Origin of the sequence: Microbacterium sp. 22303 (assembly GCF_052045265.1) — a bacterium.
Classification (GTDB): domain Bacteria; phylum Actinomycetota; class Actinomycetes; order Actinomycetales; family Microbacteriaceae; genus Microbacterium.
The window spans coordinates 883,582-906,613 of the sequence record NZ_JBQEOQ010000001.1; the positions used below are offsets into that span (position 1 = coordinate 883,582).

Consider the following 23,032-nt stretch of genomic DNA (forward strand, 5'->3'; position numbering starts at 1 on the left):
CGCGGATCCGCCGACGGCACGGGCACGCGGATTCAGATCGCCGATCCGCCCCCGCCGACGATATCGCGCAGCGCCTGCACGTGCGCCTCGAACGCCCGCGAGCCCGGGGCAGTCGCCCGCACCCAGGTGCGTGGGCGCGCGCCAACCTGCCCCTTGCGGACGACCACATAGCCGACGGCCGACAGCGCCGCGATCGCCTTACTCACTGCGGAATCGTTCGCCTGCAGCACGTGCGCGAGCGTCGCGAAGTCCATCTCCACGCCATCGCGCAGCGCCGCCATCATCGAGAAGCGGATCGCTCCCGCGAAGGTGTCGTCGAGCCGCGTACGCGGATGCGGTTCAGGCATCGGAGCCCACCGGCCAGAGCGCGGCAGCGCCGAACACGAGGAGAACCGCTCCCCCGGCGACCATGCCGAACAGAACCGCTTCTGCGGGTCGGACCGCGCCGAGCACTGGCGCGATGAGCACGATCGCGGTCGACAGCGCGAACGCGACCCACTGCGGCGGGCGCCACATCGCGCCGAGCTCCGGGACCGCGTTGAGGAAACGCCCGGCGCCGGCGATGACCAATGCGATCACGGCGAGGATGACGACGAACGCTGACGTTCCGCCGGGCGCGGCAGCCAACGGCCCGACCATCGCGATCGACCCCAACCCGAGACCGAAGAAGAACGTGGCGAACCGCCCTGCGACGTTCATCACCGCGTGCTCCGCCGGTGGCATCCGCGGCGTGCCCTTCGCCTCGCGCATCATCACGCCGGCGGCCCAGACACCGCTGCTGATCAGGAGGATGGATCCGATCACGGCGAGCACGACCGGTGCTTCCCCTCGTAAGAACGTGAGGAAGACAGCGACGACAAGGATCCCGGCCCCGACGGCCGAGAGCGCGTTCTGCACCGCACGCCGGGCACCGTGAAGCGCTGCCCGTGCGCGATACCGTTCGCGCAGCCCTCGGGCGAGCTGATCCCATAAGAGCACGACGACCAGTGTCGCGAGAGCCGGGATGGAATGCATGCTGACCGAGTCATCCCGGAGCGCCTGCGCCAGAATCCATGACGTGAACGCCGCCGTGGGAATGATCGCATCGACGAGCAGGATCCCGCCCAGCCGACGCCGATCCAGCAGCTCGTCGCGTCGCGAGGAGATCCCGGATAGAGCATCGAGCGCCGCGCGGGCCTCTTGGGGGGAACCGGTCAGGCCGACGTCGTTGCCGCGTCCGTTCTCGCTCATGTCGCCCTCACTCATCCGTCGGTTCCGGCCGCACGCTCACGACGATGCTCACCACGAGGATCAGTGCGCCCAGCATGATGCTCACAGGGAATGCTGCGCCGGGGGCGATCGCCAACAGCATCACGACTGTTGCGGCGGCCGCGGCCCCGATGGCGAACATCGTCCATTGCGGCGCGTGCCACATCTCGCCGACGGCGGTGGCACGGCCGGAGAACTGACCGATCAGCACGACCACCGTCGCCGCGACACAGGTGAAGGCCGAGATCGTCGTCCCGAAACGCGGCTGCGCATCCAGACCTGTCGCGACGATGCAGGCGGTGAGGACGATCCCGCAGATGACGGTCGTGATGCGCCCGGCCCTGGTGAACTCCGCATGCGGCGGCGCCGGTCTCCCATGCTGATCCCGCGCCGCGTGCGACAGGATCCGCCATGCCCAGAGTCCCGACGCCGCCGCGAACAGCGCCGGCAGACCGGCCCAGAGCGGGGACAGCGGGGCGACCGCGAGGTCCACGATCATGATGCCCAGGAACGCGACCAGCGCGCCGACGATCAGGAGCACCTGCACCGTCCGCTGTCTTGCCGTCAGCGCCAGACGCGCGCCATAGCGCTCGCGGAGCCCCGGTACCAGCGACACCCAGGTGAGGTACACCGCGATCGCGCTCACGGGCGTCGTGGTCGATGTCCCTGCTCGACGCTGCAGCATCCATGCAGTGAGGAACACCAGGAAGTACGCGGCCAGTGCGACGCCCTCGATGATGGCGAGTCGGGCCAGCCGACGGCGGTCGATCACGATCTCACGCCTGGACTGCAGGCCGGGCAGCACATCCAGATAGGCCTGCGCGACGCGAGGATCCGGGGGCTCCAGCGGGTCCTGCCCGGGTATCGACTCCTGCTCCACAGTTCCCCCTCGATCCGTTCAGTCGCTTTCCACTAGGAAAGCTCACTCCACTTTCCTACAGGAAAGCAGGCCCCCGGACAAGAAGGACAAAGGTCGAGGCCCGCCCCACACCGTGGGACGGGCCTCGCAAGAATGTTTAGCGCGATTGTACGCTGGCTGCGCTGCTGCTTAGCGGCGGAGTCCGAGACGCTCGATCAACGACCGGTAACGGTTGATGTCGACGTCCTGGAGGTAGCCGAGCAGACGACGGCGCTGACCGACGAGCAGGAACAGGCCACGACGCGAGTGGTGGTCGTGCTTGTGCTCCTTGAGGTGCTCGGTGAGGTCCTTGATGCGCTGCGTCAGCATGGCAACCTGCACCTCGGGGGATCCGGTGTCACCGGGGTGCGTCGCGTACTCTTCGATGATCGCCTTCTTGACGTCTGCTTCCAGTGCCATAGGTGATCCCCTTCCTCTTTGCTGCGCGGTGCCCGACGCCTGATGCGTGGGCTCTCTTTATCCGCGGCCGATCGAACGGCAACCGCACAAGTCTATCAGCACCGGGCGGCTCCGTGCGCCGAGCCGGATCCCGGCCGCTCGTCACGCCGATACGCTCGATGAGTGAGTCACCTGATCGACCTGAGCCCCTTCCGGCAGAGCCCGGCCTTCGCCCGGATGTGGATCGGATCCACCCTCAGCGGGATCGGCGGTCAGCTCACGGTCGTCACGGTCATGCTGCACGTGTTCGCGCTCACGCACAGCACCTTCGCCGTGTCCATGATCGCGGTCGCCGGGCTGGTGCCGATGATCCTCGCCGGCCTCTACGGCGGCATGCTCGCCGACGCGTTCGACCGGCGACGCGTCGCGCTCATCGCGGCTGTCATCACCTTCGTCGCGACCGCACTGCTCGCGACGCTCACCTGGACGCACGCGGAGACGATCTGGTGGCTCTACGCCCTGAGCATGATCATCGCCGCGTCGAACTCGGTCGGCATGGCCACGCGCACCGCGATCATCCCGCGCCTGCTCTCCCGGGACATGCTGGCGCCCGCCTCGGCACTGAACGGCGTGGCCTTCGGCATGACCGTCATGGCAGGCCCCGCCCTGGCCGGTCTCCTCGTCGCACTCACCGGCTATGGCTGGACCTACACGATCGACGTGATCCTCATGCTGTCGATGTTCCTCGGCCTGTGGACGCTGCCCGCCCTCAAGCCCGAGGGCGAGATCGTGCGCCCAGGACTCGCCTCGCTCGTCGACGGCTGGCGCTTCCTGCGCCGCGCGGGAAACATCCGGATGCAGTACGTCCTCGACGTGTGCGCGATGACGTTCGGCCAGCCCCTGGCCCTGTTCCCGGCGCTCGGCACGGTGATCCTGGGCGGCGGCGCGGTCACCACCGGCCTGCTCACCGCGGCGGTCGCCGTGGGCACCTTCCTGTCGAGTCTGTTCTCGGGGCGCATCGTGCACTACCGCTGGCACGGCCGCGGCATCGCCAGGGCGGTGCAGGCGTACGGCGCGATGATCGCGCTGTTCGGTGTGGTCCTGCTCGTGGGTGCCCTGCTTCCGGGCGCACCGGCGACCGCGAGCTCGCCGAACGTTCTGCTGATCGCGCTCGGGTGCGTCGCTCTGGCGTTCTCGGGCGCAGCAGACAACGTCAGCTCGATCTACCGCAACACGATGATGCAGGCCGCCGTGCCCGACGCGATGCGCGGCCGCCTGCAGGGCGTGTTCATCATCGTCGTCGCGGGCGGGCCGCGTCTCGGCGCCCTGTATGCGGGAGTGCTGGCCTCGCTCACCGCGCTGTGGTTCCCGCCGCTCCTGGGCGGGATGCTCGTGATCGGGCTCGTGGCGCTGTTCGTGCGGCTGAGTCCGCGCTTCCGCGCCTACGACGCCGAGGATCCGCAGCCCTGAACGCCCCGTGCGCGGAGACTGCGGATCCTGATGCGCGTCAGTGCTGTCCGGCGGGCTGGCGGATCGCCACGTTGATGCGGTTCCAGACGTTGATCGCGCTGATCGCCAGGATCAGCGCGGACAGCTGCCGCTTGTCGAACTGCGCCGACACCTCGGCCCACAGTTCGTCGGGCACCGGATCCGCCTTGTCCGCGATCCTGGTGAGAGCTTCGGTGAGCGCGAGCGCCGCCCGCTCCCCTGCCGTGAACAGCGGAGCCTCGCGCCACGCCGCGACGCCGAATACGCGCTCTTCGCCGGCGCCGTCGGCGCGCATCTCCTTGGCGTGCTCGATCGTGCACCAGCTGCATCCGTTGATCTGGCTGGCCCGCAGATGCACGAGATGCAGCAGTTCCTCCGGCAGATCGGTCGAGCCCGCCACCTTGCTGAGCCCGGTGAGCGCGTCGAAGCCGCCCTCGAGCAGGAATGCGGGGTGCGGCATCCGCGCCTTGATGGCGACGGCGGTGGTGGTGTCGATGGTCTGGTCGATGGTCATGTCAGACTCTTCCCGTTCTTCTCATGAGACGCCGTCCCGATTCGGACGGTCACTCTGATGACACGCGGGCCGGAGGAGATGTGACATGACGGACGAGAATTCTCTTGTGGAGCGCTTCGAGGAGCATCGTCCCCGGCTGCGCCGGCTCGCGCAGCGCATGCTCGGATCCACCGCGGAGGCCGACGACATCGTGCAGGAAGTGTGGCTGCGGGCTTCCGCGGCCGGCGCGGACGACGTGAAGAACTTCGGCGGCTGGTTGACCACGATCGCTTCCCGCGCCTGCCTGAACGTGCTGCGTTCTCGCGCCTCGCGGGGCGAGATCCCGCTCGACGACGAAAGGACGGGCCCGGTCGTCGAGATGGAAGAGCGGGCACCGGATCCCATGCAGGAGGCGCAGCAGGCGGAGGCCGTCGGCGCCGCACTCACGGTCGTGCACGAACGCCTCTCCCCCGCCGAGCGTGTCGCCTTCGTCCTGCACGACTCCTTCGATGTGCCCTTCGAGCAGATCGCCGACCTGCTCGAACGCTCCCCCGACGCGGTACGGCAGCTGGCCAGCCGCGCGCGCCGCCGAGTGCGCTCGGCCGACGTCGCCGGCATCCGCTCTGCCAGGGAGCGACGTCCCGTGGTCGATGCGTTCTTCGCGGCCGCGCGCGCGGGCGACTTCGACCGCCTGGTGTCGTTGCTCGCCCCCGATGTCGAGCTGCGGATCGAGCAGGGCCTCTCCGTCACGGCGCTCGTGCGCGGCGGCGCGGCCGTCGCGGGCCGGGCGCTCATGTTCGCGATTCCGGACGCCGTGCTCCGTCCCGTGCTCGTGGACGGTCTCCCCGGCGTCGTGGTCACCGTCCGCGGACAGGCGGTGTCGATGATGGCGTTCGACGTCGCTGGAGACCGGATCGCGGCGATCGATGCGTTCGCGGGTCCGGCGCGCGTGGCCGAGCTGTCGCTGCCGCGTTGACACCAGCGGGATCCTCAGGCCCTACGACGGGCGATGTCCCCGCCCGGGTGCACACTGACGGCATGAGCACCACGAGCCGCACGACCACGCTGCCCCTGACCGGGCCGTACGACCTCCGCGAGGTCGCACTCATGGGATTCGGCCACCGCGACGAGGCGGCCTTCGACGGAGTCATGCGCCTGGCCTTCTGCACCGACGCGCTCGACGCCCAGGTCGGGGTCGAGGTGCGACAGCACGACGGCGAGCTCGCCCTGACCGTGCACGGGGAGGGCGACCTGACCGCGATCACCGCGCAGGTCGCCCGTGTCGTCTCCGCCGATCACGACGGTTTGGCGTGGGCGGCGGTGTGCGCTGCGGATCCCGTGCTCGCGCGCGTGCACGCCGAAGCGCCGGGGTTCCGTCCTTCGAACTTCTACAGCCCGTACGAAGCCGCGGTCTGGGCGGTCCTCTCGGCCCGCCGCGCACGCCGGCAGGGCATCGCGCTGCGCCGACGTCTGTCCGAGCAGCACGGCGCCGTGTTCGCGCTCGCCGGACGCCCCGAGGCGGCGCTGCCGCTACCTGGGCAGCTTCTCGGCCTCGACGCGATTCCCGGACTGCCCGCGGACCGGATGCCCCGACTGCACGCCATCGCGCGCGCCGCACTGGACGGGCAGCTCGACGTGGAGCGGCTGGCTCGCATGACGCCCGCCGAGGCGATGCTCGACGTGCAGCGCCTGCCCGGCATCGGCCCGTTCTACGCTGCGCTCATCGTGATCCGCGCGTGCGGACTCGCCGACGTGCTGTCCACCCAGGAGGATCACACCCGAGCCGCGGTCCAGGCGCTATACGGCCTCGATCACAGGCCGGGCGATGCCGAGCTGGAGCGGATCGCCGAGGCCTGGCGTCCGTTCCGCACCTGGGCGGCCGTGTCGCTGCGAGCGGTCGGGACCCGGCTCATCGATCAGCCCGCGGCCTGACCAGCACCGGGAGAGCCTCTCGAGACGCGAAAGGGCGGGGCCGCGCGATGCGGCACCCGCCCAAGGGATGAACCCGGATTACGCCTCGAGGGCGCCCTGCAGGTCGAGCGTGATCGTGACGTCCTTGCCGACGAGCACGCCGCCGGTCTCCAGCGCCGCGTTCCAGGTGAGGCCGAAGTCCTCGCGGTTGATGACGGCCTTGGCAGACGCGCCGGCCTTGTAGTTGCCGTACGGGTCGGAGCCGAAGCCACCGAAGTCGAGCTCGAAGGTGACCGGCTTGGTCACGCCGTGGATGGTCAGGTCACCGTCGACGAACAGGTCGCCGCCCTCGGCACGCGCGCCGGTGGAGACGAAGTCCATCGTGGGGTACTTCTCCGCGTCGAAGAAGTCGCCCGACATCAGGTGACCGTCGCGGCCGGCGTCACCGGTGCTCAGCGAGGTGACGTCGACGCTCGCCTCGACGCGGGCCTCGAGCGGGTTCTCCGGGGCGACGAGCGTGGCGCTCTTGACGCCGAACGTGCCGCGCACCTTCGAGATCATCATGTGGCGGACACTGAAGGTCACCTCGCTGTGGGCGGGGTCCAGGGTCCAGGTGCCGCTGCGGTAACCGGGGATGTCGATGCTCATTGCTGCTCCTCGTGCGAAGTTCTGGGCCACCGCTCCTGCGGCGACATCACCGTACAACTTACATTCAACTGAATGCATTCCCGATTCGCCGAACTTTTTCGAGATCACCTCCGACACGACGAAGGCCCCGTTCAAGACGGGGCCTTCGCGATCGTGCTCGTCAGCCGACGGCGATGAGATCGATGATGAAAATGAGGGTCTTGCCGCCGAGGAAGTGACCGGATCCGGCAGGTCCGTAGGCGAGCTGCGGGGGGATGATCAACTCGCGGCGTCCACCGACCTTCATGCCGGGAATGCCTTCCTGCCAGCCCTGGATCAGGCCGCGGAGCGGGAACTGGATGGTCTCGCCACGGCCCCAGGAGGAGTCGAACTCCTCGCCGGTGTCGTGCTCGACACCCGCATAGTGCACGGTCACGGTGTCGCCGGGCTTCGCCTCGTCGCCGGTTCCCTCGATGATGTCGCGGATCACGAGCTCCGTGGGAGCGGGTCCGGTGGGGGCGTCGAACTCGGGCTTGGTGCGCTCAGTCATGCCTCCATACAACCCGACGGGTGCGGCTCGGTCAACGCGAGGCCCTGCGCCGACGGCGAACAGCGCTCGGCACGTGTCGCGGAGAGTCGCGGCGCCCGATCCTTGACATCCCCGCCCCACGGGTGCAACCTGTTTTCAGATCAACTCAGCGCCCGGAGGACTTGCAGGCATCGCCGCAGCACCGGGCGCTGAGTCTGTCTCAGACCGCGAGCAGGGCGTCGCGCGCCGCGTGGGTGCGCTGCAGTAGAACCTGCTCATCCTGGGTCGCCAGCGGATCCCTTCCCGTGATGATGCGCTGCCGCACGGAGGCGAGCGTGGTCGCGTCCTTGATGAACCCGCGCATGATCGGGCGACGGTCGCCGCGTAGTCCCGACGCCCACCGCAGACCGACGCGCCGGCCCGCAGGCGTCGCGAGCATCGACACCTCCTGCGGCGTGAACCAGCCTGCAGTCGCATAGTCGCTGAGCCGGGCGTAAGTGAGGCGCGCCTCCTCCTTGCGCAGCAGGATGATCACGACGATGAAGCCGACGAACAGCGGAACCTGCAGCACGAGGTACAGCACGAAGAAGTTGCCGATCATCGAGGAGCCGTTCCAGAGCGCGTGCAGCGCCATCGCCCCCAGCACGCCTACCGCGCCGAAGCCGAGCGCGCGCGCTGCCGAGGCGCCGCGACGCGCGGCAAGCCCGATCGCGAACCCGGTCACCGAGGTGAACATCGCGTGAGCGAAAGGCGACATGAGTCCGCGCAGCACGAAGGTGACGGTCAGATCCGGCGCCCCGCCCTCGATGAGACTGATCGCGAAGTACTGGATGTTCTCGGTGAAGGCGAAACCCGCGCCGACCAGCGCGCCGTACACGATGCCATCGATCGGGCCATCGAAACTGCGACGAGCCATCACGAAGATCAGGAAGACGCCGAGGCCCTTCGCCGTCTCCTCGACCATCGGTGCCTGGAGCACCGCGGTCAGGTCGTCGCTGCGCTGGCCGAGCAGCAGCGTCAGCAGGAGATCGACCACGAGCGCGAGGCCCACCGATGCGATCGCACCCCACGCGATCGCGAACGCGACCAGCGACTTCGGCTCCGGCTCCCACCGGTCGATGAAGAACACACCGAAGAACACGATCGTCAGGGGCACGAGCGCGAGCACCATGCCGATCATCGACGCGGCAGGGCCGAGCGCCCACACGAAGTAGGCGATGAGGCCCAGGAGCACGAATCCGAGCGCGCCGAACGCCCAGACCGAGGCGTGCCGGCCTTTCGCGGACGGCACCGGCAGCGCCGGCACCGCCTGGACGGGAGCGGGCGGTGTGTACGCGTCATAGGCGACGGCGCCGTGGTGCTCCGGGCGCTGAGCGAGCACCGAGCCGTACACCGGCGAGATCGGCGTCGATGCCGTCTGCGGGTAGTTCTGCGGCTGCACGTACTGCGGCTGCTGGGCGTACTGGGGCTGGGCGAGTGAGGGCTGGGCTGGCGAGGGCTGAGCGAGCTGCGTCGCATACGACTGCGGCGACTGGCCCGTCAGCGGCGAGGGCTGCGCGGCCGCAGGCGGCTGGTACGGCGACGACGCGGCGGGCGACGGGCGCGGGGCAGGGCGCTGCGCGGCGGGATCGCCGTGTCCTCCAAAGCTCATGCCCAAAGCCTAGAGGCTCACCGCCACGGAGCAGCGGATACGCCCGGTAGCGTGGAGGCATGCGGTTCGCTCATCTGCGCCGTCCCGAATCCGACCTTCCCGCCCTCGCCGTCATCGACGGTGCCGGGGCGACGCTCGTCTCCGATCTCGTGGATCCGGCCCCTGCCACCCTCCAGCAGCTCATCGAAGGCGGCGACGTCCTTCTCGACGCCGTCCGCGACGCGCACGCGCGCGGCGAGGCTCCCGTGCACGCACTCGACGGATTCGCCTACAGCGCCGCGGTACTCGCTCCGCCGGTCGTGCTGGCCGTGGGGCTGAACTACGCCGCGCACTCGAGTGAGCTCGGGCTGAAGACCGATACGGCGCCGACCGTGTTCACGTTGTGGCCGAACTCCCTGACCGGCCACGAGCAGACCACGTCGTGGCCGCGCGCCCTGTCGGAGTCGGTGGACTACGAGGCCGAACTCGGCGTGGTGATCGGCGCCGCCGCGAAGGACGTGTCCGCCGAGGATGCCCTCGACCATGTCTGGGGCTACACCGTGGTCAACGACATCACCGCACGCGACATCCAGTTCGCCGAGGCGCAGTGGTCGCGCTGCAAGTCCTTCGACGGCTTCTCCCCCACCGGGCCGGTCGTCGTCACGGCCGATGAGATCCCGGATCCGCAGGATCTGCACATCTGGACCGTCGTCGACGGCCACCGGGTGCAGGACGCGTCGACCGGACAGATGGTGCGCCCGGTCTCGGCGCTCATCGCGCACCTCTCCCGCTCGCTCACGTTGCGTCCCGGAACCCTGATCTCGACCGGCAGCCCTGGCGGCGCCGGCTACTCGCGCGACCCGCAGATCTTCCTCCGCGACCGTTCGACCGTGACGGTCGGCATCGACGGGATCGGCGAGCTCACCACGCATTGCCGGATCCTGGACTGATCCGTCTCCGTCGTCGTCCGCAAAGAACGCACGACAACGGCGAACGGCCCGCCACTCGGAGGAGTGGCGGGCCGTTTCCACGTGCGGCGGAGTTCAGACTCCGGCGTTGACGTCCTTCGACGGGATGACGGGGATCGCCGCGGTGATGGTCTCGAGACCCGACAGGCGGGCCGGCGACAGCTGCTTGGTGACGTCCTCACGCGACATCAGACCGGCCTCGACCACGAGGTCGGCGACGTTGCGGTTGGTCAGCAGGGCGGTCTTGGCGAGGGCTGCCGAGGCGGCGTAGCCGATGAACGGCGTGAGCGCCGTGATCACGCCGACCGAGGAACCGACCATGGCGCCCAGACGGTCGCGGTTGGCGGTGATGCCGTCGACGCAGTTCACGCGCAGGGTCCACATCGCCTGACGCATCCAAGTGATGGACTGGAAGATCGAGTGCGCGATGACGGGCTCGAACGCGTTCAGCTGCAGCTGACCGGCCTCGGACGCCATGGTCACCGTGACGTCGGATCCGGCGACGGCGAACGCCACCTGGTTCACGACCTCCGGGATGACCGGGTTGACCTTGCCCGGCATGATGCTGGAGCCGGCCTGCATCGCGGGCAGGTTGATCTCGCCGAGACCGGCCTGCGGACCCGAGGAGAGCAGACGCAGGTCGTTGCAGATCTTGGAGAGCTTCATCGCGTTGCGCTTGAGCGACGAGGAGAAGGACATGAAGGATCCGGTGTCGCTGGTCGCCTCGACGAGGTCGGTCGCGGTGGCCAGATCCAGACCCGAGATCTCACGCAGGTGCTTCAGCACGGAGGCCGCGTAGGCGGGGTGCGTGGTGATTCCCGTGCCGATCGCGGTGGCGCCCATGTTGATCTCGTACATGAGCCAGGCGTTCTCGGTGAGGCGCGTGTGGTCGTAGCCGAGCGTCGACGCGAAGCCGTGGAATTCCTGGCCGAGGGTCATCGGGACGGCATCCTGCAGCTGGGTGCGACCGACCTTGAGCACGTCGTGGAATTCGCGCGCCTTGTTCAGGAACGACACGCGCAGCAGGTCGAGCTCGTCGAGCAGCGAGCGCAGGTTCAGCGACAGCCCGATCTTGACCGCCGTCGGGTAGACGTCGTTCGTCGACTGGCTGCGGTTGGTGTGATCGATCGGCGAGAGGAAGGCGTAGTCGCCCTTCTCGCGTCCGGCCAGCTCGAGCGCGATGTTGGTGATGACCTCGTTCGCGTTCATGTTCGTCGAGGTGCCGGCCCCGCCCTGGATGACGCCGACGATGAACTGATCGTGGAACTCGCCGTTGATCACCTTCTGCGCGGCGGCGTCGATGAGGTCCGCCTTTTCCGCGTCGAGCGTGCCGATCTCCTTGTTGGCGCGGGCGCTGGCCTGCTTGACCATCGCGAGCGCCTCGATCAGTTCCGGGTAGACGGAGATGGGGCGCTTCGTGATCGGGAAGTTCTCGGCGGCGCGGAGCGTATGGATCCCCCAATACGCGTCGGCAGGGATCTCCTTGCTTCCCAGGGAGTCGGTTTCGGTACGGGTGGCAGGCGCAACGGCGGCCATGGACACATCCTCGTGAGTGATGGCGAACAGGGAAGGGGGATGTATCCATCCTACCCGTCGCCGATCACCGCCCCGGCTTGCGCGAGAACGCCTCGAGCCTCTGCTCGGGCTCCAGCTGCGCCATCCGCTCGACCCACGCGGTGCTGAACGTGTCGACCGGCGTCGCCTCGACAACCGGGACCACGGTGTGCGTGATGGTCTCCGGGCGCACGTGCACGAGCTGGAAGGACTGCGCGGCGTCCATGCCGTTGACCCGGTCCCCCGGGCTGGCGACGTCCATGGTGTAGCAGGTGGCGGATGCCACGCTCACGGGGATGCCCGCGAACGTCGCATGCAGCGAATAGTGCAGGTGCCCCGCGAGAATTCCGCGAACATCGGATCCGCGCAGCACCTCGGCGAGCTCGTCCTGATGGCGCAGCTCGAGGATGTCGAAGAACGGGATGTGGCTCGGCACCGGCGGATGATGCATCGCGAGCAGAGTGCCGTGCGGTGCGGGCGTGCGCAGCTGATCGGCCAGCCAGTCGCGCTGCTCCGCGTCGATGTCTCCATGGTGCCAACCGGGGATGGTGGAGTCCAGCGCGATCACGCGCAGACCGTCCAGATCCCACACGCCCGTGACCGGATCCTCGCTGGGCGCGACGTCGAGCAGATGCTCTCGCATCGCGGGGCGCTCGTCGTGGTTGCCGGCCACCCAGATCACGGGGGCGCCGAGGCGCTCGGACACGGGCTCGACGACGGCGCGCAGCCGACGGTAGGCGTCGGGTTCGCCGAGGTCGGCCAAGTCGCCGGTCACGACGATCGCGTCGGGCGCGTCCGTCGCGCTCTCGATCGCCGCGAGCGTGCGCGCCAGCATGGTGTCCACGTCGAAGCGTCCGCCCAGCGCCGCCCCTCCGGCCAAGAGGTGCGGGTCGCTCACGTGCACCAGGGTGTGCGTGGGCGGGGCGTAACGGCCGAACTGCACAGTCATGGTCCTCAGGCTAGCCCCGCGACGACGGCCTTCTCGGACGGCGCCGCGCGGGCCTGCTACTTCACGACGATGAGCACGATGCCGCCGAGCACCGCCGCCGCGCAGACGGCGAAGCACGCGTAGGCCGCGATCTGGGCGAGCGTCTTCTGCCCGTCGCTGAGCGGGCTCTTGCGGGCGGCCTTCGCGGCGGCCTTCGCCGCGCGCTTGGCCTCCTTCTCGCTGATCACCGTGATCGCGTCGGTGAATTCGGCGGGCGTCACCACCGGAACCCTGCCCGCCCGCACGAGCATCCGCAGGCCGAGCGCGTAGAAGCCCACGACGACGAGAGTGCCGACGAGTGCGGCGCCGAGCACCTGGAAGAACGCCTCCCAGTGGATGACCACGGTCATCGTCCCGTCCCCTTCTCCTTGGCCTTCGCACGTTCGCGGGCGCGCTGCGCCCTGGCCTGCCGCGGGGTGAGCGGCGGCTCCTCCGGCACCTCGATGGCGCGCCCGGAGTCGGCGACCTCACTGAACGCGTTGTTCGCCGTGACGGCGTTGCGACGCGAACGCAGGAACAGGGCGACGATCACGGCGAGCGCGAGGACCGCATCGATCAGAACGCCCCAGCCGCCACCGACGACCACGATGAATGCCGCCAGGGCCCCGACGAGCCCGGCCGCGGGAAGCGTGAGCACCCACCCGACCGCGATACGGCCGACGGTGCGCCAGCGCACGGCCGATCCGCGCCGGCCGAGGCCGGATCCGATCACGGATCCGGAGGCGACCTGCGTGGTGGACAGCGCGAACCCGAGCGCGCTGGAGGCGAGGATGGTGGCCGCGGTGGACGTCTCGGCGGCGAAGCCCTGCGCGGGCTTGACGTCGGTGAGACCCTTGCCGAGGGTGCGGATGATGCGCCAGCCGCCCAGGTATGTGCCCAGCGCGATCGTGAACGCGCAGGCCACGATCACGTAGATGTGCGGCTGGTGGTCACCCTGCGCCTGCCAGCCGACCGAGATCAGCGCCAGCGTGATCACGCCCATCGTCTTCTGCGCGTCGTTCGTGCCGTGGGCGAGCGCGACGAGCGACGACGTGAAGATCTGTCCCCAGCGGAAGCCGCTGCGGCCGTCGGGTTTGCCGTCGTAGCGGCGCGTGATCAGATACGCGAGCTTGGTGGCGAGGTAGGCGATCAGCCCGGCGGTGAGAGGTGCGATGAGCGCCGGGAGGACGACCTTGGACAGCACGACGCCGAAGTTGATGCCGCTGAGCCCGACGCCGACCAGCGTGGCCCCGATGAGCCCGCCGAAGAGCGCATGCGACGAGCTGGACGGCAGTCCGAGCAGCCAGGTCAGCATGTTCCAGGTGATCGCGCCGATGAGGCCCGCGAAGATGAGCGACGGCATGAGGTGCGCGGTGCTCGAATCCTCCTGGATGATGCCGCCGGACACCGTCGCGGCGACCTCGGTGGACAGGAACGCTCCGACGAGGTTCAATCCGGCGGCGAGCATGACCGCGGTCCGCGGTTTGAGCGCGCCGGTCGCGATGGGGGTGGCCATGGCGTTCGCCGTGTCATGGAACCCGTTGGTGAAGTCGAAGAAGAGTGCCAGCAGGATCACCAGCACGACGATGAGGGCTGCGGTTTCCACCGTTCGCTTTCGTGAAGTGGAGGGACGTGACGAACGAAGAGTTCACCGGGGGTTCAGCATCCGTTAACGGGCCGGTTGCATCCTCCCACCCCGGCCCAAGCCGGTCAACTCGACGCCCCCCGCTGCAGGCTCCGCCCGCGCCCTGGCGGCCTCGGCTAGCGTTGATGCGTGACCTCCGTCTCCGAGACCGCTCCTGCTCCTTCCCCCGTTCCGCCGCGCGCGGCCCGCCGTTCGCTGATCCGCACCCACCACGGCGACGTGTTCGACGACCCTTACGACTGGCTGCGCGCGAAGGACGATCCCGAGGTGATCGCGCACCTCGAGGCCGAGAACGCATACACCGATGCACGCCTCGGACATCTCGAGCCGCTCCGCGAGACGCTGTTCCAGGAGATCAAGGCGCGCGTGCAGGAGTCGGATCTGTCCGTGCCCACCCGTCGCGGCGACTGGTGGTACTACGGCCGCACGGTCGAGGGGCAGCAGTACGGCCTGCAGTGCCGCGCCGCGGTCTCCTCCCCCGACGACTGGACCCCGCCGGTCCTGGACGCCTCGGTGCCCGTACCGGGCGAGCAGATCCTGCTCGACGGCAACGCCGAGGCGGAGGGCCACGAGTTCTTCGCGATGGGCGCGTTCGATGTCTCCGACGACGCCACTCGCCTGCTGTGGTCGACGGATTTCGAGGGCGACGAACGCTACACGGTGCATGTCCGCGACCTGCTCTCGGGCGAGACGCTGCCCGATGAGATCCCCGGTACGTCCGGCGCGTTCTTCACGCCCGACGGCACCGCCGTCGTCTACACCACCGTCGACGACTCCTGGCGTCCGGACACCCTGTGGCTGCACCGCATCGGCACCCCTGTGGCCGACGACGTGCAGCTGTTCCACGAGCCGGACGAGCGGTTCTGGCTCGGCGCGGGGATCACCCGCAGCCGGAAGTACCTCGTGATCGGCGTCGGCTCCAGCATCACGAGCGAGGAGCACCTCGTCGACCTCGACGATCTCACCGCTCCGCCGCGCGTGGTGTGGCCGCGGCGCGAGGGCGTGGAGTACTCGGTCGAGCACGCCGTGGTCGACGGCCGCGATGAGCTGCTCATCCTGCACAACGACGGCGCGCTGGACTTCGAGCTGGTCGCGGTCTCCGCGTCGGACCCGCAGGGTGAGCGCCGCGCGATTCTGCCGCACACCCCGGGCCGCCGGTTGCTGGATGTGGACGCATTCCGCGACGTCACCGTCGTCGCCTACCGGTTCGAGGGCCTCGAGCGTATCGCGCTGATGGATCCGGCGACGGGGGCGCTCGACGAGCTCGGGTTCGACGAGCCGCTGTTCTCGGCGGGCTTCGGCGGCAACCCCGAGTGGGCCGCGCCGTTCCTGCGCCTCGGCTACGGTTCGTTCGTCACGCCCTCGACCGTCTATGACCTGGAACTGGCGACCCGCACGCTGCACCTGCGCAAGCGCCAGCCGGTGCTGGGCGGCTACGACCCGGCGGACTACGGTCAGCGCCGCGATTGGGCGGTCGCTGCGGACGGCGCCCGCATTCCCGTCTCACTGGTGTGGAAGCGCTCGTTCGGCGAGCCCGGAGCGGAGCCCCGCGCCGTGCACCTGTACGGCTACGGCTCCTACGAGCACTCCATCGACCCTGGTTTCTCGGTCATGCGCCTGTCGGAGCTGGATCGCGGCGTGGTCTTCGCGGTGGCGCACGTCCGCGGCGGCGGCGAGCTGGGCCGGCAGTGGTACGAGGACGGCAAGCTCGGCCAGAAGGCGAACTCGTTCACCGACTTCGTCGCGTGCGCGCGCCATCTCATCGACGCCGGCATCACCGTCCCGGACCGGATGGTCGCCGAGGGCGGGAGCGCCGGCGGACTGCTCATGGGCGCGGTCGCGAACCTCGCCCCGGAGCTGTTCCACGGGATCCTCGCCTCGGTGCCCTTCGTGGACGCCCTGACGACGATCCTGGATCCGTCCCTCCCCCTGACCGTGATCGAGTGGGACGAGTGGGGCGACCCGCTGCATGACGCCGAGGTGTACGCCTACATGAAGTCGTACTCGCCGTACGAGAACGTGCGCGACGGCGTCGCCTACCCGTCGATCCTCGCTGTCACCTCGCTCAACGACACGCGCGTGCTGTACGTGGAGCCCGCCAAGTGGGTGTCCCGCCTGCGCGACGCCGGGGCGGAAGACGTCCTGCTCAAGTGCGAGATGGTGGCCGGCCACGGCGGCGTCAGCGGCCGGTACAACTCCTGGCGCGAGCGGGCCTTCGAACTGGCCTGGATCCTGGACCGCCTGGGAGCGGCCGCCGCCTGAGCCCGACGAGGGTCCTGGGAGCGGCCGGCCGGCATCCGTTCCGCTGGATCCGCGTCCCGAGATCAGGACGAATGACCCGAATCAGGAGGATCCGGGCGAAATCGTCCTGATCTCGGTCGTTCGTCCTGATCTCGGCGCGAGGCGGTCGTCCTCCACAACCGGCAATCCTCGGTTCCCTTGTGGACAACCCGTGATCCGGCCCCCTTTGCGTCCAGTCTGGATGGATGGACCTGCTTCCCTGGCTCGCCGCACACGGTGGCGTCTCGCACACCTCTGCGCTGTACCAGGCGGGATTCAGCAAGCATTCGCTCGCCGCGGCAGCCTCGGTCGGCGCGGTCGGCCGGGCGCGCAGGTCCTGGATCGTGCTGCCCGACGCCCCACCCGAGCGCGTTCGCGCGGCGCAGTTGGGCGGACGCGTGACGTGCGTGACACAGGCCGCGGCGCAGGGCCTCTGGGCGCCGCAGGATCCGGCCGCGCACATCGCCGTGGCCGCCAACGCCTCCCGGCACGACAGCGACGGGGTCCGTTTGCATTGGGGATCCGGCCCGGCGCCCGCTTCCGCTCACGAGGTCGTGGATCCGCTCATCAACGTGCTCTTCCACGTCGCGCACTGTTTGAGTGCAGCCGACGCGCTGGCCGTGTGGGAATCCGCGATCCGGAAGAAGAAGGTCAGCGTCGATGTGCTGCGCAGCGTGCGGTGGCGCTCCGAAAGTGCGCGGCGGCTCATGAAAGCGGCCGACATCCTGTCCGACTCCGGGCTCGAGACGCACTTCGTCGCACTCATGCGCGAGATCGGGGTCGTCGTGCGTCAGCAGATCATCATCGACGGGCACCCCGTCGATGCGCTCATCGGCGACCGCCTGATCGTGCAGCTCGACGGCTTCCAGTTCCACAGCACGGCCAAGGATCGCCGCCGCGATCTGCGGGCAGATGCCCGGCTGGCGCTACGGGGCTTCGTGGTGCTGCGCTTCGACTACGCCCAGCTCATGTTCGAGCCGCGCTATGTCCAGGACATGGTCCGCGCGGCGATGGCACAGGGACGCCACCTCGGTACGCGCTGATCCGGCACCCGCACCCGGGCTCCGGACCGTGACCTGGATCGACGTCCCTGTTGTGTATCCGGACCCACGTCCCCGGAGCCCCACCCCGAGACCAGGACGAATGACCGAGATCAGGCGGATCCGAGGCAAATCGTCCTGATCGGGGTGAATGTTCCTGATCTCAGGACGTGGACCGGATTCGGCCGGCGACACGGCGCGGAACGCCTCGCGGCACTCAGCCGAAGAGGGTCGCCGCTGCGTCGTAGCGGTTGCGCGGCACCGTGTTGAGCTCGCCGAGGGCGTCCTCGAACGGCACGCGGACGATCTCGGTGCCGTGAAGGGCCACCATCTGCCCCCATGCCCCATCGACGACCGCATCCGCGGCGTGCATGCCGAGCCGCGTCGCGAGGACGCGGTCGAAGGCGGACGGGGCGCCTCCGCGCTGGATGTGACCGAGGATCGTCGCACGGGTCTCGATGCCCGTGAGCCGCTCGATCTCCGGGGCGAGCAGATCGCCGATGCCGCCGAGCCGCGGGCGGTTGAACGCGTCCAGGCCCTTGTCGCTGTACGCCTCGTCCATGTCCTTGAGCTTGAAGCCCTCGGAGACCACGACGAGCGGTGCTCGCCCGCGATCGTTCGCGCTGGACACGAGGGCGGCGATCTCCTCGAGCGACATCGGCACCTCCGGGATGCAGATCACGTGCGCTCCGGCTGCCATGCCCGCGTGCAGGGCGATCCAGCCCACGTGACGGCCCATGACCTCGGCCACCATGCAGCGCCGGTGGGAGTCACCCGTGGTGCGAAGACGATCCATCGCCTCGGTGGCGATGTTGACGGCCGTGTCGAAGCCGAACGAGTAGTCGGTGGCGCGCAGGTCGTTGTCGATGGTCTTCGGCACCCCGAGGACGTTGATCCCCTCCTTGAACAGACGATCCGCGGCCGCCAGCGTGCCCTCGCCGCCGATCGCGATGATGCCGTCGATCTTGTGCCCGTACAGCGTCTTGGCGATGTTCTCCGCGCCGCCGCGCGGGCCCTCGTACGGGTTGGTGCGGCTGGTGCCGAGAATGGTGCCGCCGACCTTCGAGAGTCCCTTGACCTCGTGCCGCGTCAGGGGGAAGAAGTCGCCGTCGACGACGCCGCGCCAGCCGTCGCGGATGCCGACGAATTCGAGGCCGTACGCCTCGGTGCCCTTGAGCACGACGCCGCGGATGACCGCGTTCAGGCCGGGGCAGTCGCCGCCGCTGGTCAGGATGCCGATCTTCATGGGTCGTCCTCGGGAGGGGAAGGGGATGGAAGCGCGGCGCCGTTGCCTCGTTCGACCCTAGTGCCGATCGGCTCTCCGGCGCCATTCGACAGCACCGAAAAGCGGCGTTCTTACGCACCCCATCACGGACTTCTCGTCTTCTTGAAGAAAAACGGCGCTCCGCCTCCATAAACCAGGAGAAGAAGCGCCGTTCTTGACGTTCGCCGTTGGGATGCGGTCAGTCGCCGCCGAGCGCCTGACGAAGCAGGTGCATGAGCGCCGCCAGCTGCACAGGCTCGCTCGCACCCTCCTCCACGACCTCGCCGTCGAGCGCCCGAGCCGCGAGGCCCTGCTTCTGGTCGATGAGCTCGGCGATCTTCGTGTCGAGGGTGTGCGCCGCGATGATGCGCCATGCAGTGACCGGCTCGTCCTGGCCGATGCGGTGCACGCGGTCGATCGCCTGGGTCTGCTCCGCCGCGGTCCAGCTGAGCTCGGCGAGCACGACGTTCGACGCGGTCTGCAGGTTCACGCCGACGCCGGCCGCAGTGAGCGAGCACACCGCGATCCCGACGTCGGGGTCGCTGTTGAACGCGTCGACCGCCTGCTGCCGCGCGATCGCAGTCTGGTCGCCCCGCAGCGACACCGAACGGATCCCCGCAGCCGCGAAATGCGCCTCCGCCTGATCCATCACGTCGACGTGCTTGGCGAAGAACACCACTTTGCCAACGGAGCGCTGCAGCTGCGCGGCATAGTCCGCAGCCAGCAGCGCCTTGGCCTGGCCGATCTTGCGCACCATGGTGAAGACGTTGTCCCCGCCGGTGCCGGCGGCCTTCGACTCCTCCAGCTCGCCGTGCGCGACGAGCCGGACGATGTCCTCGTCGATCTCGCCGTGGGCGAGGCCCCGATCTCCGCGCGCCTCGATGATCCGGCGGTACTTCGCCGCCATCCGCGCGCCGAGTTCGGCCTCGGCCTGCCGGATCCCGCGCCCGAACTCGTCGTCCAGCTGCACCGGCAGATCCGCGATGAGCTTGTCGGGCAGGTCGGCCGCCACGTCCTTCTTCTTGCGGCGCACGATGCCCATCGAGATGACCGCGTCCCTGGCCTCGCCATAGAACGACTTGTCCGCGGGTGTCAGCCCCGTGGCGTCGAGCTTGTCCGCGAGCTCCGCGGAGGGGCGCTCGCCGTTCGTCCAGCCGAGGAAGCGCCAGATCGCGTCGAAGTCCTCGACGTCGTTGATCAGCGGGGTTCCCGTGAGGGCCATGAACAGGGGATGCGCACCGGCGGCCTGCTCCCGAATGCGGGAGGCCAGCGCCAGCACGTTCTGCGAGCGCTGCGAGGACAGGTTCTTGATGAAGTGCGCCTCGTCGACGACCATGCCGCGCAGGCCGATCTCGCCCAGCCAGGACAGATGCCGATCGAGGATCTCGTAGTTGACGATGAAGATGTCGGCGAACGCGTCCACGTCCTGGCCATCGCCCTGGATCACGGCGGCGCGGCGCTGCGGAGTCCACCGCTCGACTTCGCGCGCCCAGTTCATCTTCACCACGTTCGGGACGACGACCAGAAGCGGATACGCGTCGGCGATGGAAGCGGCGAGCACCGACTGCGCGGTCTTGCCGAGACCCGGCTCGTCGGCGAGCAGGAACGAACGATGCCCGGCACGCACCGACTCGAGGAAGCGCGACTGATGCACCATCACCTCGAGGCCCTTCGGCGAGAGGTGGTCGTACTCGGGCAGCGGCGGCAGCTCCATCGAGGCCATCCCCCCGCCCGCCCCTGACTCGAACGCCTTGTACAGCGGCCCCATGAGGTCCCAGCCGTCCAGGCGGCGTCGCGGGGTGGACGCGGGCCGCGGGGTGAGATCCGGCGCCAGGAACGGGTTCGCCAGCATCCGCGACTCCACGGACGGCGGGGTCACCTGGCGTTCGGCGAGCGCTGCCGGCACCACCGGCGCCTGCTGCACCCGGATGACATCGGCGATGACGAGCTCCTCCGGCGCGAGCTCGGCGCCGGACTCCAGCAGCCAGTCGCGGCGCATGCGCTTCGCGACGGGGCTCGTGGCCTGGTCCGCCTCGAGCAGCTGGATCAGCGACGTGTCACGCGCGGCGGTCTTCGCGAGGATGGTGGCCACACCGTCCAGACGCTTGAGCTGCTCCGCGCGGGCGGCGTCGCCGAGCGCCGCGTCGCCCTTGGCCCTGGCACGCTCCTCGCGCACCAGGAACGCGATCACCTGGAACTTGACGCGGTTGGTGGGGCCGAGCTTCCCGTGCTGGGCCTTGGCCTCGATCTCGCGCACCTTGCGCGCGAGAATCGGGATCAGCGGCGCGTCTTCGTCTCGACGCGACGTCTTCTTCCGCCGAGTGGCGGTCGCCGTGGTCGGCATGCTCCTCCTGAGCGTGGATGCCGTCTCCAGAGGACGGCGACTGATCCGAACAATGACCGTCGGGATGATGCTGCGTCCCGACGATGCGTATCCGCGGACGGGCGGCTGCCGAGAGGCATCGCAGACCGAGCGGACGAGAACCCCGCAGGCGTGCATCGCGCACGTCGATCACAACGGGTTCGCGGTCAGTTTACGCCACGCGAGCCGCCGTGCGGTCACTCAGCGGGCGAGTTCGCGCGATCCGGTTCGCTCACGCCCAGCAGGAGCCGCGCCTGCTCCACGTCCGAGGCGATGCCTGCGACGAGCGCATCCATGCTGTCGAAGGCCGTCATCCCCCGCAGCCGATGGGTGAACTCCACCGTCACGTCATGGCCGTAGAGGTCCAGCCCGGGACTGTCGATCGCATGCGCCTCGACCTGGCGCTGCAGCACGTCGTCGAACGTGGGGTTGGTTCCGACGGAGATCGCCGCGGGGTGCACGACGCCGGTGGTGTGGTCCACCAGCCTGCCTGCGTAGACGCCGTCGGCGGGCACCATCTCGTCGAGGAGGGCAGGAAGGTTCGCGGTCGGGAATCCGAGTTCGCGGCCGCGCTTCAGACCGTGCACGACCTCCCCTCGCACCGACACCGGGCGCCCCAGCACGGCGCCCGCGAGCGCGACGTCACCCGCGGAGAGCAGCTCGCGCACCCACGACGAGGAGACCCGTCGGTCGGTGCCCTCGAGGAAGACGTCCTCGATCACGTCGACCGTGAAGTCGCTCCGCTCGCCCAGCTCGGCCAGCAGCGCCGGGGTTCCCCTGCCGCCACTGCCGAAGCGGAAGTCGCGGCCGACGAGGACGGTGGCGACATGCAGCGCGTCGACGAGGATCGCCTGGGCGAAGTCCTCCGCCGTGCGCGAGGCCAGCCGCTCGTCGAAGGTGAGCACGAGAACCGCATCCAGACCGCACGCCGAGAGCAGCTCGACCTTGCGCTCGACGGACACCAGATCGTCCGGGCACCGATCCGGACGCAGCACGCTCAGCGGGTTGCGGTCGAAGGTCACGGCCACCGTCTTCGCCCCGATGCGCGCCGCGTCCTGCTGCGCGCGGCGGAACACCGCGCGGTGGCCGGCGTGCACGCCGTCGAACTTGCCGATCGCGGCGACGGTGCGTCCGAAGTCCGCGGGGACCTCGGACGGATCGCGGAAGACGATCATGCGGCGGATCCCTCCGACGAGCCGGCGCCGGAGACGGCGGCAACGGTGCGGGACGGGCGATGCGTGATGAGCCACCACAGCCCGACCATCGGCAGGAACAGCGGGATCAGCACGTAGCCGAGGCCGAACTGCGACCACACGGTCTGGTGCTGGAAGAGTGCGGGGTGGGTGAGACTCAGCGTGCCCACGACCAGCACGCCGACGAGCTCGAACACGATCGCGACCCAGGCGACGCGGTACCAGCCCGGGCGGCCGGATCCGATCAGAGCGAGCGTCGCGACGATGTAGACGACCGCGGCGACCGCCGACAGCGAGTACGCCAGCGGAGCCTGGTCGAACGCGCGCACGATCTGCACGAAGGATCGGCCGGTGGCTCCCAGCGCCATCACGGCGTACACGATCACGAGCACGCGGCCCACGCCGCGCATCCGAGGGCGAGACGGCACGACCGAGGAGGTCCCCGATGGGGACGCAGGGGAATCGGACGGGGTCGAGGATCGCGCGGTGCTCATGGCAGGGTCCATTCTACGGAACCCGATGACACCGGGTCCGCA

At 69.3% G+C, this 23,032-nt stretch carries 22 protein-coding genes; 6 read left to right on the plus strand and 16 right to left on the minus strand.

Annotated features, from left to right (window positions below):
- Positions 1-32 precede the first annotated feature (32 nt).
- From ACTJI8_RS04265 to rpsO, 4 genes are all read right to left on the minus strand, one after another.
- A complete protein-coding gene (locus tag ACTJI8_RS04265) occupies positions 33-347 on the minus strand; it encodes a transcriptional regulator (RefSeq protein ID WP_233309607.1) in 315 nt (104 codons plus the stop codon).
- Positions 340-1,230, minus strand: coding sequence for a hypothetical protein (locus ACTJI8_RS04270; protein WP_440732151.1), 891 nt, complete (start codon positions 1,228-1,230; stop codon positions 340-342). The genes ACTJI8_RS04265 and ACTJI8_RS04270 overlap by 8 nt, the downstream gene beginning before the upstream one ends.
- A 7-nt stretch (positions 1,231-1,237) precedes the next feature.
- The gene (locus ACTJI8_RS04275) at positions 1,238-2,128 is read right to left on the minus strand and encodes a hypothetical protein (protein ID WP_440732152.1); all 891 of its coding nucleotides are present in this window, start codon (positions 2,126-2,128) and stop codon (positions 1,238-1,240) included.
- Between the two features lie 168 nt (positions 2,129-2,296).
- Entirely contained in the window at positions 2,297-2,566 is a 270-nt protein-coding gene (rpsO, locus tag ACTJI8_RS04280; protein WP_018187174.1) for a 30S ribosomal protein S15, read from the minus strand.
- A gap of 162 nt (positions 2,567-2,728) precedes the next feature.
- Here rpsO and ACTJI8_RS04285 point away from each other — a divergent pair, with 162 nt between their 5' ends.
- A complete protein-coding gene (locus ACTJI8_RS04285; protein WP_440732153.1) occupies positions 2,729-4,015 on the plus strand; it encodes an MFS transporter in 1,287 nt (428 codons plus the stop codon).
- Between the two features lie 37 nt (positions 4,016-4,052).
- On the opposite strand, the gene ACTJI8_RS04290 is transcribed toward ACTJI8_RS04285, so the two are convergent.
- The gene (locus ACTJI8_RS04290) at positions 4,053-4,547 is read right to left on the minus strand and encodes a carboxymuconolactone decarboxylase family protein (RefSeq protein WP_440732154.1); all 495 of its coding nucleotides are present in this window, start codon (positions 4,545-4,547) and stop codon (positions 4,053-4,055) included.
- 85 nt (positions 4,548-4,632) lie between these two features.
- Here ACTJI8_RS04290 and ACTJI8_RS04295 point away from each other — a divergent pair, with 85 nt between their 5' ends.
- Both ACTJI8_RS04295 and ACTJI8_RS04300 read left to right on the plus strand, forming a co-directional pair.
- Entirely contained in the window at positions 4,633-5,502 is an 870-nt protein-coding gene (locus tag ACTJI8_RS04295; protein WP_440732155.1) for a sigma-70 family RNA polymerase sigma factor, read from the plus strand.
- 62 nt (positions 5,503-5,564) lie between these two features.
- Entirely contained in the window at positions 5,565-6,458 is an 894-nt protein-coding gene (locus ACTJI8_RS04300; protein WP_440732156.1) for a DNA-3-methyladenine glycosylase family protein, read from the plus strand.
- 78 nt (positions 6,459-6,536) lie between these two features.
- Here ACTJI8_RS04300 and ACTJI8_RS04305 read toward each other — a convergent pair whose 3' ends face one another.
- From ACTJI8_RS04305 to ACTJI8_RS04315, 3 genes are all read right to left on the minus strand, one after another.
- Complete coding sequence (locus tag ACTJI8_RS04305; RefSeq protein ID WP_440732157.1) at positions 6,537-7,085, minus strand: YceI family protein; 549 nt, start codon at positions 7,083-7,085, stop codon at positions 6,537-6,539.
- A 160-nt stretch (positions 7,086-7,245) separates the two neighbouring features.
- On the minus strand, positions 7,246-7,614 hold the full coding sequence (locus tag ACTJI8_RS04310; protein WP_378805776.1) for an FKBP-type peptidyl-prolyl cis-trans isomerase: 369 nt from the start codon (positions 7,612-7,614) through the stop codon (positions 7,246-7,248).
- A gap of 199 nt (positions 7,615-7,813) precedes the next feature.
- Positions 7,814-9,244: a PrsW family glutamic-type intramembrane protease gene (locus ACTJI8_RS04315; RefSeq protein ID WP_440732158.1), complete on the minus strand. Its 1,431-nt coding sequence runs from the start codon at positions 9,242-9,244 to the stop codon at positions 7,814-7,816.
- Positions 9,245-9,303: 59 nt separating this feature from the next.
- Between ACTJI8_RS04315 and ACTJI8_RS04320 the strand changes: the two genes are divergently transcribed.
- Positions 9,304-10,173, plus strand: coding sequence for a fumarylacetoacetate hydrolase family protein (locus ACTJI8_RS04320; RefSeq protein WP_440732159.1), 870 nt, complete (start codon positions 9,304-9,306; stop codon positions 10,171-10,173).
- Positions 10,174-10,266: 93 nt separating this feature from the next.
- Here ACTJI8_RS04320 and ACTJI8_RS04325 read toward each other — a convergent pair whose 3' ends face one another.
- The 4 genes from ACTJI8_RS04325 to ACTJI8_RS04340 form a co-directional block, all read right to left on the minus strand.
- A complete protein-coding gene (locus ACTJI8_RS04325) occupies positions 10,267-11,727 on the minus strand; it encodes an aspartate ammonia-lyase (RefSeq protein WP_440732160.1) in 1,461 nt (486 codons plus the stop codon).
- A gap of 64 nt (positions 11,728-11,791) precedes the next feature.
- Positions 11,792-12,694: a metallophosphoesterase gene (locus ACTJI8_RS04330; protein ID WP_440732161.1), complete on the minus strand. Its 903-nt coding sequence runs from the start codon at positions 12,692-12,694 to the stop codon at positions 11,792-11,794.
- Positions 12,695-12,750: 56 nt separating this feature from the next.
- Complete coding sequence (locus ACTJI8_RS04335) at positions 12,751-13,083, minus strand: peptidase (protein WP_440732162.1); 333 nt, start codon at positions 13,081-13,083, stop codon at positions 12,751-12,753.
- Positions 13,080-14,318, minus strand: a complete 1,239-nt coding sequence (locus tag ACTJI8_RS04340) for an anion permease (RefSeq protein ID WP_440732163.1) — start codon at positions 14,316-14,318, stop codon at positions 13,080-13,082. Before ACTJI8_RS04340 ends, ACTJI8_RS04335 begins: the two co-directional genes overlap by 4 nt.
- Before the next feature lie 168 nt (positions 14,319-14,486).
- Between ACTJI8_RS04340 and ACTJI8_RS04345 the strand changes: the two genes are divergently transcribed.
- Together ACTJI8_RS04345 and ACTJI8_RS04350 are read left to right on the plus strand one after the other, a co-directional pair.
- Positions 14,487-16,619: a S9 family peptidase gene (locus tag ACTJI8_RS04345; protein ID WP_440732164.1), complete on the plus strand. Its 2,133-nt coding sequence runs from the start codon at positions 14,487-14,489 to the stop codon at positions 16,617-16,619.
- Between the two features lie 224 nt (positions 16,620-16,843).
- On the plus strand, positions 16,844-17,680 hold the full coding sequence (locus ACTJI8_RS04350) for a DUF559 domain-containing protein (protein WP_440732165.1): 837 nt from the start codon (positions 16,844-16,846) through the stop codon (positions 17,678-17,680).
- 214 nt (positions 17,681-17,894) lie between these two features.
- Here ACTJI8_RS04350 and ACTJI8_RS04355 read toward each other — a convergent pair whose 3' ends face one another.
- The 4 genes from ACTJI8_RS04355 to ACTJI8_RS04370 form a co-directional block, all read right to left on the minus strand.
- Positions 17,895-18,923, minus strand: coding sequence for a 6-phosphofructokinase (locus tag ACTJI8_RS04355; RefSeq protein WP_440732166.1), 1,029 nt, complete (start codon positions 18,921-18,923; stop codon positions 17,895-17,897).
- Between the two features lie 217 nt (positions 18,924-19,140).
- Positions 19,141-21,285, minus strand: coding sequence for a DEAD/DEAH box helicase (locus ACTJI8_RS04360; protein ID WP_440732167.1), 2,145 nt, complete (start codon positions 21,283-21,285; stop codon positions 19,141-19,143).
- Positions 21,286-21,500: 215 nt separating this feature from the next.
- Entirely contained in the window at positions 21,501-22,478 is a 978-nt protein-coding gene (locus ACTJI8_RS04365; RefSeq protein WP_440732168.1) for a bifunctional riboflavin kinase/FAD synthetase, read from the minus strand.
- The gene (locus ACTJI8_RS04370; RefSeq protein ID WP_440732443.1) at positions 22,475-22,906 is read right to left on the minus strand and encodes a hypothetical protein; all 432 of its coding nucleotides are present in this window, start codon (positions 22,904-22,906) and stop codon (positions 22,475-22,477) included. The genes ACTJI8_RS04365 and ACTJI8_RS04370 overlap by 4 nt, the downstream gene beginning before the upstream one ends.
- Between the last annotated feature and the right edge of the window lie 126 nt (positions 22,907-23,032).